The organism is Brucepastera parasyntrophica (assembly GCF_022376835.1).
In the GTDB taxonomy this organism is placed as follows: domain Bacteria; phylum Spirochaetota; class Spirochaetia; order Treponematales; family Treponemataceae; genus Brucepastera; species Brucepastera parasyntrophica.
In genome coordinates this window covers 1,470,488-1,486,203 of the sequence record NZ_CP084606.1, presented here as the reverse complement: position 1 = coordinate 1,486,203, position 15,716 = coordinate 1,470,488, and the positions used below count along the sequence as shown (strand labels likewise).

Below are 15,716 nucleotides of genomic sequence, written 5' to 3'. Positions count from 1 at the left end.
ATCACCCGAATGGGTAAAATACATCATAAATTGATACTTTTGCGCCGAAGCTTCTTTCCTTTCCCGGATGGATTCAGCTCAAGTTTCCGCTATAGCCTGCCGATAATGTAGGGCATATATTTTACTTTGTAAAATGGTGCCTTTTTGCTTTTTCATCAGTATTATTGTACTATCACTATTTGTATATTGGGATAGGTCCCTCTTGAACTCCAGAATGATAGCAGAACCCAAGGGTTGCATATTCCTATTTGAAAATACAGTAAATATATTGAAATATCTTTAGACCGGCTGTTTCGCGGGGGCGAATATGTCAAAAGAACGGAAAGTATACAAAAAAAGCAGAATTCTTTCCTTTTGTCTCAGCATACCATTGCTGATAATTGTTCTCAGTACCTGTGAAATAGGTCTCGGCGATTCCGTTGACACCAAGCCGCCGACACTGTCCGTTGATTATCCTCCCTCATCCGCCGTAATACGGGGTACCTTTGTAATTGCCGGAAACGCGTCGGATGAAACCAGGGTAGACAGTATTAAGGTCAATCTGTATGAGGGCACCGAGGCCAAGACCAGCGCTCTTATTGATTCATGGAATACTACCGCGGACAGGACCAGCGGATCCTGGCGGGTCACTATCCCGAATGAGAGAGTATATAATGAAATAACGGGCGGTTTTACCGCGCCCATAGCTGACGGATCATATCTTGTTACTGTTACCGCTATAGATACGGCGGAACGGAAAACTACCGCAAAAATTTCCTATTTTATAGATAATACGCCTCCTATACTGAAAATCGCGCAGCCGTCCACAACCGGGACAACCAGTGTGACCGGCTCCCGTTTTGGAACAGCCATAACCTTTAAGGGCGACCTCTGGGACGCGGGATACGGCGGAAAAATATGTGAACGTATTGAATTCAGCTTTTATGATCCCGCGACGGGAACGTTTCTCGGAAGCGATTCCCAGTCAAACCCCGGAAGCGTCATAAATTATACTATCCGGGATGAGGTTTTCCAGCTGCTTATAGCAGGAATGTCCTCAAATCCGCTGACAGAGGACGAAAAAATCCGGACACTGTCCTATACCATTACCGCCTATGACCATGCCAGAATATATATGGACCCGGCTGATAAAACCGGCCAGGGGAACGGCAATGCGAATGAATATATATTCCTGTCATCGGATATTAACAGCCTTCTGTATAATACGAGCCTGAATCCCAACCTTGAAGAATTGTGCAACTGGCACAATGATCCTGATTGTATTCCCTCCGAAGTCGCCAAAGCTGATTTTATAAATACGCGTATTCCCTCGACAGTCAGTGAATCGTTTGACAGCGCCGAGTACGGAAATTTCTCGGTAAGTCCCTATGATAAATCACCCGTTATCGATATCGCGGGCCTTACTCCGGGGCATGATGATTATACCGTTAATGTTATTGCCTCCCAGTCCATTCTGCCCATAAAAATAACACCCGGACCTGACGCAACCCCGATCAGTGTGGGGTCATCGGGTCAGCCCTATTCTGTCCGGATCCGGCTTACCGGCGAAGGAGCAAGCCCGGGGCTGTGGGATACGCTTCCGGGGCCCCAGAACGCAAATTCGCCGATCCAGGAATTAAGCGGGACCATTCTTATCAATTATGAAGTCGCCGCTGATTCCGGAAATTATGAACTCGAAATAGACGCCCTCGATACAGCGGGACTCCAGGCTTCAAATGCCGTCTGGAGGTTTTCAATTAATGCCGGGGCTCCCATACTCGAATCGGTTATTCCCCAGAACCTGACGGATAAAAATGCAACGGTAAAAATACGGCCGCAGAACAATCAGTTCAATGTAATCATTAAGGGCCGCGATGACCAGAATTTAAGCCTGACCGTTCAGGAAGTAACGGAAACAGGCGACCTTATCAGCACCCTGTTTGCCAACGATACCAGTTATTCAGCTTCTCCTGAAACTGTCGATGGACGGCTGTCCTTTACCTGGGAAAAAACAATATCAGCTCCCGCGGCGGGAGAGAAAAAATATGTTTCATTCCAGCTGAGCGATGGTAAATTCTCTTCGGGAAAGATAACCCGTTCCTTTATAACAGACCTGCAGAGTCCCGTTCTTTCATGGGCCGCCGTTAATGCGGTTCCTGTAACACCGTCCGTGACAGTCTTTGCCCAGGAAAGTATTATAAGTATTGAAGGGTGGGCCGATGAAGACCTTACCTATGCCCGGGTCGCCTATACGGCGTCTGCCGATACAGTTCCCGGCGATTCTGACTGGACAGCTGTGGAAATACTCACCTCTTCGGAAAATGCTCCCGCGGGTTCGGGATTAAGCGGGCTTTATAAAAAATTCAGCATCCGGCTTCCTATCGGGACCGATGAACAGCTGTATCATATCTGGTATGGCCTTGCTGACGACGCCCTCGACGAATCAGGCGGATACGCCTATACGCCATCCGCGAAGTTTTGCATTGTCGGCCTTGACAAGTCATCGCCCCAAATCGCCGGCACAAAACTGATACTTCATGCTGACCCTCCTGATCCCCTGGCGGATGAGGAAAGCCCGATTGCCGAGCAGCCGTTAACGGTTAACCGGCTGTTCAGTCTGACCGGAACTGTTTCGGATTCCTACGGCATCGCTTCCGTCAGCATAGAAAAAAACGGGACCGCTGTTTCTTCCGGAGCCATAGTCCTGACTGATATTGACAGTGCGTCCAAAACATTTACATATAAAGAAACAGATACTGCGAGCGGAACATACACGTATAAAATAATAGTCACGGATATGGCCGGAAAGATTACCTCCGCCGAGCGTACGGTCATTCTCGATACTGACGGGCCGGATATTGAAGTAATAAACCTTACGGATGGTATGGCCATTACTTCGACCAGTTACCGGATTACGGGGACGGCTTCCGATACTAGCGGACTCGCTTCCGAACACAGTGTCCAGTACTCGCTGAACTGCGGGGCCTGGGCCGATGTTGATACCATGGGTGTAAGCTGGAGCCATACAGTTTCCGGCCTGACCGAAGGCCCTGGACAAAAAATACAATTCAGGGCAACCGATAAGGGCGGAAATGTAAGCATAACGAGTGAATTCGCTTTTGGTCTTGACTTGTACGCGCCGGTTTTGACTGTTACGGATTATGATACCCTGAATAATTCCATTAAAAAGGCCGATTTTTCCATAAGCGGCACAGCCCGGGATACCAGCGGCATTAAAACCCTTTCCATAAGTTACGACGCTGGTACAACATGGAATACTATATCTTTTACGCCGCCCTCGTCCGAAGGCGATACAATCAGCTGGAATGTAACAGTACCTGTTCCTTCTGATGGTTCCGGCGACGGACAGAAGGCTGTCCGGGTGCGGGCCGCCGATAATTATGATAAGGAAACAATTGTTTCCCTTTCCGTATTGTTTGACAGCAGCGCCCCCACCTTTATTGTACAGAATCTGGTGGACGGGCAGCTTATTACATCAGCTTCCTTTCTGGTTAAGGGAACCTGGAGCGATAACGGCGGTTCGGGAACCGGAAGTCCGGCGACAGTTGAATACCGTATCGGCAGCGGCAGCTGGACTTCCTTTGCTGCCCTGACCGCAAGTACCTGGCAGGACACGATTACCTTCAGCGAAGGTCTGCGCCAGACCTTCGCTGTCCGCGCGGCTGACGCTGCCGGAAATGTCAGCGCGGCGGAAGTCTTTACCCTTAATGTGGACACCGCGGTTCCCTCCGTCACGCTTTTGCACGACGGAAGCTCCGACTGGTCGGGAAACGTATATAAAAAGAACACGTCAGGATTTATCCTGAGCGGACAGGGACAGGACAGTCTCAATATCGACAGGGTAGAGCTGAGCGTAAACCCGGCCATTGTCGGCATCAACCTGACTCAGACCCCGACAGGTACAACCATAATAGACTGGGCAACAGATGCCATAATTCCGTCTGACGGGACCTATGTTTTTACCGCCATTGCTACTGATATGGCCGCGAGAACAGCGTCCCTGTCCGGTACTATAATATATGATAAAACGCCGCCGGAAATTACGGTAGCAAACCTCAGCAATAATGACTCGATAGAAACCGCAAATTTTGTAATCCGCGGATCGGTTACCGACGCTACAAGCGGACTTGCCGATGGAAGCATGCAGTATAGTCTTAACGGCGGTTCCTGGACCGGCATTGCCAATATGCAGGGGGTAACCTGGTCCCAGGAAGTTACCGGACTTACCGAGGGCGCCGGGCAGGCAATAAAATTCAAGGTGGAAGACAAGGCGGGCAATGTCAGGGAAACCGACGCCATCAGCTTTGGTCTGGACCTGAATCCGCCGTCATTAACTATTGATTCCATTGATACCCTGAATAATTCAATCAGGCGGGCCGACTTCGGAATAAGCGGGACCGCGCAGGACGGCAATGGCATTACAAAGCTTGAAATAAGTTATGACGCCGGTTCCACCTGGACGGCCATTTCCTTTACGCCGCCGAACCCGAACGGCGAAACGGTTAACTGGACCCACACTGTACCTGTCGCCGCAAATGGCGCCAATGACGGACAGAAAACAATCCGTGTCCGCGCGACCGACGCGTATAACAAGGAAACAACCCTTCAGTTCTCCGTACTCTTTGACAGCAGTGCGCCGACATTTATTGTACAGAATCTCGTTGCAGCCTCCCAGCTTATAACGGAGGCGCCCTATCTGGTAAAGGGCACCTGGAGCGATAACGGTGGTTCAGGTACCGGAAGTCCGGCAAAAGTTGAATACAGTTTCGATAACAGTGACTGGGTTTCTTTCAGCACACTGAACGCCGCTACTTGGGAAGGGAATGTTTCCTTTACCGAGGGAATGGGCCAGACCCTGTATATACGGGCGACAGACGCCATAGGCAATGTCAGCGCTTCCGAATTATTTACTCTTAATGTGGATACGGATCTCCCGTACAGCACCTTCCTGCATGACGGCAGCGGCGACTGGACAGGGACCGTATATAAAAACAGCGCTGCTGGTTTTGTCCTGAACGGAAAGGCGCAGGACAGTCATAAACTTAAAGAACTCAGCCTCGCCGCGAGTCCCGCGATAAGCGGACTTCAGATATCTTCGGTTTACGGTAATAATGACCGGGAGGCTGACTGGACGACCGGTTCTGTCAGTCCTGCGGATGGGACCTATCTGTTTACTCTTACTGTCACTGATATAGCAAACCGTACTTCGACAATTTCCAATACAGTTGTGTATGACAAAACCGCGCCCTCTCTGGAAATTATCTCGGTATCGCCAATGATTACCGACGGAACGCAAAATACCGTGAACGGAAAGGTAACGCTTTCACTGAACGTTTCGGACTCGGGCGGTCTTGACGGTGTAAAATATTTCCTCCGCAATGACGGCATAACTCCCTCCTATTCTGATAACCCCGCATCCTATTATGGAGCCGCCCTTGCGTCCGCTCCCTGGCAGGCCGGTATTGATACCAGAAGCATAAGTGACGGAAACTGGATTCTCTGGGTTATTGCCCGCGATCGCGCCGGAAACGAGACGGTCAGATCAATGGACCTTCATATCGATCAGGATTCCGATAAGCCGACAGCCGCCATAACAAGTCCGGGTGCGGGCGAGCAGATTTCGGCGGACATGAAAATCCGGGGAACCGTCAGTGATGACGACGGCATAACCGCGGCCGGCGCGGTTCTCTATATAAAGAAGCAGAGCGACGCTTCCTATACGTCTCTCAGTCTCGGAAGGGAAGTTGCGGCGGGTCAGGTATACGCCTTTGCCTATGATCTCAGTTCTTATCTGGCGCAGAGCGGAAACGGAGAAGGTATCTATTCCATGTATCTGTCCGTAACGGATGACGCGTCCAAAAAGAACGGGCTTGCCGCGGTCATTGCAGCAACAGATGTCCAGACGTTTGTATATGATATTACGTCCCCTGTAATAGGCCCTGTTTCCGTAAGTCCTTCCAAGTCTGCCTTCAAGGGCGGCGACACCATAGAGTTCAGCTGGACAACCACCGATGCGACGGCTATAACCCACACGGTTGATATAGACGGAACCGTCCTTGCCGTGACCGAAACCGGCGGAACCTATAAGGCTTCATATACTGTGCCGGACAATGGTGCTTCAGGTACTGTTGTGCTCACGGTATCGGCGGCGGACAGCGTAGGCCGCACCGCGACAAAGACCGCCGCGGTGAAAATTGATACGGTAAAACCGACAGTTGAAAATAACATCACACTTGACCCTGTCTTTATCGGTGTAAGTCCGAATGGAACCTTCACGGTAAAACTGATAGCCTATGACGACACAGGCATAGACAATGTCCAGATCGCTTTCTCGACGGACGACAGTACCTATGGAAGCTGGATTAATACACAGCTTTTACAGGGTTCATACATATATGAAATTGACTCGACAGATTATTTCCCCGTAAATGACGCCATTCTTCCGAACGGCGGCATTCTGTACTGTAAAGCCCAGGCCTTTGATACCGCGGGAAATGTCAGTTCATCCCAGAGTACTCCATGGGAAATAACCGTAAACCAGGATGATGATAAACCGGTAGTAAATATAATCAGTCCGGTTTCTGATACTGCATACGGGTCCACCGTGCAGATTTCAGGGACCGCTACCGATGACGATAATCTCCTGAAGGATCTAAACAATGCAATTCTGGCTGCCGCTATTGAAATAGTATACCGGGGATCTTCTCTTTCGAATCCGGTAACCGTGAACCCGGCTACAATAAACGGTTCCGGAAAAAATGCGACCTGGAATTATACGCTCACTCTTGATGACGGAACTTATTACGTTAAGGCCCGCGCCCAGGATGAAAACGGACTCTGGGGTGATTATACTGCGGAGGTTTCATTTACTGTCAGTACGACGGCCCCGAACCTTACCGTTAATGAGATGCCTCTTTCCGAATACAGACAGGACAAGGAACTTACCCTTACCGGACGTGTTACCAGTTCTCTCGCGAATATCCAGTATGTCTATGTTCAGGTCAACGGACAAACCTATAATGCCGTAACCACAAACAGTACGACGTGGAACGGTTCTATGGACATTGAATGGGAATGTGAAATTCCCGACCTGGGAACTGACGGGCTGAAGACAATACAGGTCTTTGCCGCCGATGTGAATAACTATGTTGTATCGAGGCAGCTCAGTACCACTCTGGATAATACCGAACCCATTGCTGCCTTTGACGAAGAATTCAGGGACAATCCGAGCGGATCATTCCTTGATACAGACCTGCTTAACGGTGTTGTGCGGGTAAGCGGTACCGTGACCGAACTGAATTTGCGTGACACAAATCCCATTGAGATCAGCATGGGCGATGGCGTATGGAAGACAGTGACCGGAACCTATATCTGGACATATGTATGGGATACAACAAAAGATTTCAGCGGAAACTCCATTGCTGACGGTACATATACTCTTTCCATCCGGGCGACCGATAAGGCGGGCAATACAAAAACCGAGACAAAAACAGTCACTGTTGATCAGTCCGCCGATATTCCGCAGCTTACAACGAGCTTTACTGATGCTCCGTCCGCGGCGGATGCCCACCTGAATTCGCTCAGTTCACTGCTGCGCATAAGCGGAACCCTCAGCGATGACGACGGATTTATCAAGGATTCGGCCGTAAAGATTTACCTTGACGGCGGAACTACGCCGGTGCAGGCCGATAACAGTTCAGGCAAGGACGCTTCCTGGACGTATACCTGGTCCAGCGGGTCTCTTTCAAGCGGTGTCCATTACCTTGTCATTCAGGTAACTGACAGGAACGGCGCTTCCGTAACAACCGATCCTGTTTATTTCCTTGTGGATTACCAGAATCCGGTTATCACGCTGAACACCCCGGTTATCGGTCTGGTCACAAAAACCGGGACCCTGTCCATAAGCGGAACGGTAACCGATGACGGCGGTTTTGGAACATCTCCGGTAACTATCAGCCTCACGCATTCCAATACGGAAAGCAATCTGCACGGCGCCAATATAACGGCTGTCTATAATTCCGCTACGGGAGCCTTTGAGGCGGCTTCTTCCATAACAAATGATTCAAAAGACGGGACTCTCTTTATCAATGTGATCGCAACGGACCGCTCGGGAAAACAGGGCACGCTTACCAGACCGATTACGGTTGACATAACAGCTCCCGGTCTGACTCTCACTTATCCGACTCCTCCCGCGATAGTAAACGGACTCATCAGGATAACAGGAATATCCGACGACCTTAACGGCATAGACGAGACCTATCTTGCGCTGCTTGACCCGGTTACAAAACAGACCGTTTCACAGATAATGCGCGCCGGAGGGTCCAGCGCGACCAACTGGCAGTTTGAATTCAATTCGGCAAGTTATACCAATTCCGCTTCCGCCGAGCAGCTTGACGCGGAAGGAAAACTCTGGAAGGTATATCTTAAACTTTATACGATCGACAAGGCGGGCAACCAGACCACCTATCAGATGGGCGGAGAAGATTATCTGTATCTGACCATCAATACCGACGCTGACAAACCGACCATTTCCGTAACCCAGCCCAAAGACGGAGAAACCCTCGGCGGGCTGATAAACATGTTCGGATCGGCAACCGACGATGACGGGCCGGTCATGTGGGTGGAAATCCAGCTTGACTTTGACGGTGACGGCCTGTTTGATAAAACCAGGGACCTCAACAAAAACGGCGTTACGGGTTCAGGTACGGAATTTGCCATGGCAAGCGGGCAGACTGTCCGCGTCGGAAACCGCGGGACCAATAACAGCGGCTATGCGGACGATGATCTGTGGGAAGATGAATCGGCCTGGTATGTTTTCCCGGTAAACAATAATGTCTGGGCCCTTGAAATGAACACACTCGGCGAACTGTATAAGGACAACACCGGAGGTACCGGAACAATAAATATGCGCGTCCGCAGCCGTGACATAAACGGCCTCGAAGGCGATTATCTCCAGATACAGGTAACCCTTGACGAAACCTTCCCGCGTATTGAGGATATATCTCCGGGCGATCAGTCTTACCAGAATGGAGTCTTTAACCTTACCGCCTCATTCAGGGACAATACAAGCCTTGACCTGGGCTCCACTTCATCCATCATTCGCATAAACGTGAACAATCAGGGATATACGAATCTGGCGGCAGGAACAAACAGCGGAGCAGGCTGGACGGGAACCCTGACAAAGGATTTAAATGATGATTACGATCTTGATCTGACCGTAAACACAAATACGATTTTCCCGAACGCTTCAGGCATTCTGTATGTGACTCTGTATGTAAAGGACAGCACAAACTATGTGAACCAGAAAAACATTGAATACCGTATAGACAATCAGCCGCCTGACGGTTCCTGGTCTACAAGGGTAGGCGCGCCTGACGGACTGAATATCTATAACGGACAGATTCTCCTCAACGCATCGCAGGACGTTTCCTTTATCGAAGGCGATTACAGCGATACCGGCGCGGTATCCGGCGTTGACCGTGTCGAAGTGTATTTTGTAAAGGACGGAGAGCTCCGCAATATCCGTTCATATGGCAGTCAGCCGGTTTCATCTTCTGCCGAGGCCGCCACTGAAATTGACATATTCAGCAACGGGGCATGGACCGTGCAGACACAAAACCTGCCTCTGATACAGCACTCGGCGGCGCTCGATGATTATGTAATCAGTATTAATACTCCGCATGAAATGAGCTCCCTCACGACCGGAACTGATCTTGACGGCGACGGGTATTATGAATACATGGGGGCCGTATCCGGCGCCGAACGCTGGCGGCTTTTCTTTGACAGCAGCAATCTGCCTGACGGTGAAGTTGATATCCACTATGTCATATATGATCTCGCCGGAAACAGTATTCACAAGGCAAGGCGGGGATTTATTTCCAACTTCGGGCCGAAGCTTGAACGCATATATACCGGTTCGGATTACAATATGGACGGTACTGTTGTGAATACCGCGGACGGAATCACCGAAGTTTTTGACTATTATAATCCGTCAACCTCTGTCGACCGCTGGACCGCGAACAAGCCTGTGGTCGTTAAAAATGGAAAACTTTTCCTGGGCGTAGATGCAAGCGATAAGACCGGAAACAATCAGGGTATTGCTTCCATAGAGATATACGAGCTTACCGGAAATACGCTCATAGAAACTATCGACGCGAACGGTTCAAGCCAGGTCAGCGTGGCGGAGACTATAGACATAGCATTGCCTGCCGGCTTGCATACCCTGGAAATTGTGGCAAAGGACAATGACGGTATTCCCGCATCGCATTATGTGAGAATAAATGTATATGAAAGCACTGGTGCAAACAAACCGGTTATTACTCCTCTGCCGCATACGGTCGCGAACAGCATTCCGGTCGGCACCGGAGGAAGTGCCCTCGGACACATCGAGCTTGCGGCTGAAAATGAAACAGGCGCGTGGAATTCACTGAAAGCGGCATACGGAAATGATGATGATCCCAAGGTATCAGGCTCAATTTTACTGAAGGGTTCCATTGCTGAGGAAACCGTTATCGGGGATATTTCGATAACGGCTCCCGGTTTCGGGACCGTGCAGGTAGCGTCCCTCCAGGGAGGCCGCCTGGTCAGTTCCCATACTACCTTTGCGATTGATACTCAGACCATTGATGAAACTGGCCACCATATAACCTATATCTGGACCTGGGACAGCAGTACTATTCCGGGAACAGCCGGTCTTGATAAGACTGTGGTTTTCAACGCCGGAAACATTGAATCAAAAACAGCCGATCCGGTTTCTCTCCGCTATGATGTTGTCCCCTATATAACCGCGATGGAACGGAATATGGAAATATTCAGCGATACTCCCCGGTCAAAACAGGGCCGCTATCTGTTCTTCCGGAGCGGGACAGCCTCGACCCAGGATGATCTTGATATGATCACCGTAGGAGTACAAGGCTTCAATGTATATGAAACCGGCAGCACGTCGGTCAGTTTCGGCGGAACTAATATTCCTCTGGCGCAGAATCCTCCCCAGACGCCCGCGGTGGGCCATTTCTATGTCACCATCCCCGCTGACGCAAAGAGCGGAGAAGTTGTGCTAACCGTAAACGGGACCGAAGCAGTCAACAATAAAAACGACAATACTAAAGCCTGGAATATCGAGGCAACGGCTGCCGCGTCCCTTGACGGATCGGACCTCTGGACCGATGACAGGTACGTGCATATATGGCAGTCGGACAACAAGAATACCGGTACCGATACAGCAGCAAACAGGGGATACTTCGCCAACAGCAATTCTCCGATGTACCCCGCGATGACTATTGATCCTGAAACAGGAGAACTGTACGCCTCCTGGAGCAATTATGCCTCGGCCAATGTATATTTTGGTAAAAACAATAACGCGAATTCCAATACTGCCAGAATAACGGCCTCCGGCTCAAACAATAATACGCCGGGCGCCATTTTTACCGGATATGATCCCTCGGAACATACCGATATACATTTCAGTACACGTCCCGCGGTTGTCTGGAACGCGAATCTCCATGGTGGCGGCACCTGGTCCAGGACAGGAGCCGGCGGAGTATTTGCCTGGGACCAAAACACCCCCAATAGAACAATACTGAACAGCGCAAGTGCACAGGGTTTTGTACATCATGTGGAGCTCCTGTATCATGACGCAATGCTCTGGCAGTTTACCAACCAGCGCATTGTAACCAGGGGCGATGATATGCATATTACCTACTATGATACCGATACCAAGTCTCTGAAATACTGGCACAATACATCCGGCGATCCAATCCCTTATGATATGTCATGGATAAATATAGACGGCGGTGATGACGCAGACGATACTACAGAGTCCACCCAGATATACACCCATACAGGAACTAATCGGTCTGTCGAAGCTGTACGAAAATCTGTAGGGGATTTTATAGGCGCTGGTGATGATCTTATCAGGAGAAACGGGGCAACGGCAGATATAACATCAACGGTAACCGGTATAATAGAATATATTGTAGCGGTAGGGGACCCGCTGGTACAGAATGAAACTGTGCTTGTGAGGGTGTCCGCTCTCGACAGAATTGTGAATGAGGATGGCAGCGCCGCTGTCCCGCGTGTTGCAGCGGCCGGCGAATTCAGCGCGGTTGATGTTCACCCGGTGACAGGGTACCCGGTAATCGCGTACTACGATGTTACCAACCAGACTGTCAGGCTTGCTCACGCGAAAGCTGTTAATCCTTCCGCGCCTGACTGGAAGGTCCAGACCGTTATGGGTACCGGTGATCCGAACCGGCGTTACGCGGGCAAGTATATGACTATGCGCGTAGATTCCGAAGGCTATGTCCATCTCGCCTTTTACCGGAACAGCTCGGGCGATCTGATTTATATGCGTTCGACAAATAATCCCTCCGACGGCGTAACGGATTATACTTTTGATACCAGCGTCAGTGTCGACAGTATCGGCTCGGTGGGAGTCTGGGCGGACCTTTCCCTGGACAGCAATAATAATCCTCATATTTCATATCTGGATTCCTCGATGGTAAATTCTTTTGACGGACTCAAAATGGCCTTCTATAATCCCGGCTATGATGCCGCCGCCCAGAAAAGCCCGAACAATCCTGGCGGCTGGGAAACAATGAGCGTCCCTGTCGGATATGAAGTTATAAACGCCCGTACCAGCATTGAAAATTACACGGACAACGGCGGATATACCCAATTCTGGTCTGCCGCCATAGGATATGCTTCTGATGACTTCTACCGGATAGCCTATTACATAAAAGAGTAGTCTGTCAGGGGCCGGTTTTCTCCGGCTGCCGTCAGCCGGGGTAGATGAACTTTTTTAAATTTTGTATAATTGATAAATGGGGTATACTTCTTTTCGTTTTCAGAAGATACCCCGTATTAATAATGGCCGGAATAATATCATATATAGAAATACCGAAAAGTGACGTTTTATAAAAAGGAATACAGATAAATTGTATGAGTGACATAGTATTCTCAAAAAACAGAAAGTTTTTGCTTCTGCTCAGTTTTGCTGTTGTACAATTTATTACCGCCGGATGCGGTAATAATTCTGTAAATGAGGCGGAACGGCACATGTTTTCCGCGGCCATACCGGTTTCCGAAATGAGCCTCAGGGAAAATCTTGACAGCCCTACAAAACAGATGCTGGAAATTGTAAATCACGCCCAGCAGTTTTTGTCCGACCGCCTCGACCTGAAAAAAAATGAAATAATGTATTATGCGCCCCTGACCTGTCCCGCCCTGTGCTGGGAACTGGTCTCGGTAAAAGCGGCCTCGCTGGAGGTTCTTTCCCGCCAGTATTTTTACAGTGAACAAACCGCTGTCACGGCCGCTGAAGAAGCTGCGGCGCAGGGAAAAGAAACGGTGATTATTCCCCATAAATCCATTTATATGATATCGGAAAGACCTTCGCCGGTTTTTCCCGCGCTGCGTACCCTTAAATATGAGGAACTTGCCGAATGGACAATCCGCGAAATCCTCGACGCCTATTTTTCACGGACACTGAAAAATTATACCGATGACGGACTTCTGATTTTTGCGACTGAACAGGCGACCCTTGCCTTTCTCAGACATTCGGTAAACCCCTCATCTTCCGTAATATCGGCGTATATGTCAAAAATGCACGATGACCGCACTTTCGCGATCCTTTTTCAGGAATACCAGAACCGTATCAAAACCCTCTATTCCCTTAATCTTGGGGAAGAGGAGTTCAGCCGGCAGAAAAACTACCTGATAAAGGTCTGGATTGATAATTATACCTTCCTGTATCCTGAACGGTTTATCACAAGCGCATATTCGGATTTTCCGAAACGGACAATGAGTGCCGCAGAACTCGCGGCATGGAAAAACCCCTATACGTTCTACGGCGACTGGGAAGAATTATATATTCCTTACAGGAATATATTTGTGTTTATCGCTGACCTTCCCGAAGTATACGGCAGAAAAAACTGAAGCAGCTCTTTTTACACATAGTATTGTGTAAAAAAATAATTTCTTACACAATACTATGTGTAAGAAATTATTTTCCGACGGAAGAGGAAAGTTTTTAATACCTGACCGTCAGAACCCCTGTGCGCGGATATGCCGGACAATCCTTTTCTGTTATCACACCCCTGAAATCGTCCCATTTGGCGGATTTCACAGAACACAGCCCGTTGTTTTCTCCGTCAATTATTCCGACAACCGGATTGAGAAAAAAAACAGTAAAGCCCCGAAAAAAACCGCAGTTTTGAGGCCCTGCTCCGGCAACAACCCTCGCCGGGAATCAGGTTGTTTTTCATCCTGTTACAGTTTGCCGCTTGCCATGTCATCGAAAACTGTCCCTGGCGAATCTTCTTTGTAATAATTGACATTACAAAGAAGATGATTTATATTAGGTTTGTAATTATAATTATTACAAACGTTATTTTACGGAGGATACTGAAATGACAACAATCGTATTAGTTGGAGGCAATGGTTATATTGGCCGCGAAGTCACAAGACAATGGCTGAAAAGAGATACGGATGCGCAGCTTTATGTAACCAGCCGGAGCGTGCGGCAGGAAATCAAGGACAGCCGTGTCCATCACATTCAAGCTGATGTCAACGACGACGCTGCCTTCGAAAAGGCTTTGCCGGGAAAAGTTGATTACATCGTAAACTTTACTGTGGGAAGTATGGACGCGCTGAAAACCATTCGCGATTTTGCAGAGAAACACGGAGCGAAAGCCATTGGTAATATCAATTTTAATGCAGCTGTTCCAGGGCTTGAAGACTTTGCTGAAATGAAGGGAAATGAACTGGAGTTTCTCCGGGAAGGCAAGGTTCGTGTTGCAAACTATGACCTGACAATCGCATATGGCGCGGACAGAAACGATGACCTTTTGAAAACGATTCAATCCGGCGCTCTTGATGAACTTCCGCCTGTTCATGTTGAAGTAGTTGCCCGCCTTTTAATTGACCGGCTGACCAGAGACTGGTTAGCATAATAATCCTATATCCACAGCAGGTAAATGGGGATAGCTCAAAAAAATTGGCGGGCTATCCCCTGCCGGCAGCATTGCTTTTTGTAATATAAGTTATTACAATGTATGCGAGGTAACTTCCTGTGAGAGTGAGTACACAATTTACAAATGCAGTCCATGCGCTTATCATGATTGCGTATTTACCGGATATTCGTGTTACCAGTGAAATGGTCGCGGAAAGCGTGGGCAATAATCCTGTCATTATCAGAAACATATATGGAAAGCTGAAACAAGCCGGTATTCTGTCCGTTCAGCGGGGGACCGGCGTTACCGAACTGGCAAAGCCAGCCAATAAAATTACGTTATGGGAAGTTTATCAGGCGGTGGAAACAGATGCTGCCGGTGAAATATTTAAATTTTCTGATACGCTATCGGAAATATGTCCGGTAGGCAGCTCTATTCGTGAATTACTGCTTATTCATTTGCAGAACGCCGTCACAGCGCTAAAGGATTCCCTGTCAAAAACAACGATTGAAGAACTCCGGTATGAAATTGAAGCGTACAACGAACAAAAGATTGATTTCCCGTCCATTGTAGCCTGGTACAAAGAAAATGGCTTTGATAAAGGTGATTCATTAACTGGTTATACCTCAAAATCAGCGGAAGAAATTCATGGTACAGAACCGGACGAGGATAAAAATCTGAATGAGAAGCAGAATTCAATCAGACCAGGCTTGATAAAAGAGGTGTTTGCCGTTTACAGGGTTCCGCAATAAATTGGATAATGAT

4 protein-coding genes are annotated in these 15,716 nt (G+C 48.9%); all 4 read left to right on the top strand.

The window, feature by feature from the left end:
- The first annotated feature begins 307 nt into the window (after positions 1-307).
- The 4 genes from K7I13_RS06940 (at position 308) to K7I13_RS06925 (ending at position 15,703) form a co-directional block, all read left to right on the top strand.
- Positions 308-12,745, top strand: coding sequence for an Ig-like domain-containing protein (locus K7I13_RS06940; RefSeq protein ID WP_255948991.1), 12,438 nt, complete (start codon positions 308-310; stop codon positions 12,743-12,745).
- 194 nt (positions 12,746-12,939) lie between these two features.
- A complete protein-coding gene (locus K7I13_RS06935; RefSeq protein ID WP_255948989.1) occupies positions 12,940-13,935 on the top strand; it encodes an aminopeptidase in 996 nt (331 codons plus the stop codon).
- Positions 13,936-14,408: 473 nt separating this feature from the next.
- Positions 14,409-14,951 carry an NAD(P)H-binding protein gene (locus K7I13_RS06930; RefSeq protein WP_255948987.1) on the top strand — a complete coding sequence of 181 codons (543 nt, stop codon included), beginning with the start codon at positions 14,409-14,411 and terminating at the stop codon, positions 14,949-14,951.
- Positions 14,952-15,076: 125 nt separating this feature from the next.
- Positions 15,077-15,703 (top strand): Rrf2 family transcriptional regulator, encoded by a 627-nt coding sequence (locus K7I13_RS06925; RefSeq protein WP_255948985.1) that lies wholly within the window; start codon positions 15,077-15,079, stop codon positions 15,701-15,703.
- Positions 15,704-15,716 lie beyond the last annotated feature (13 nt).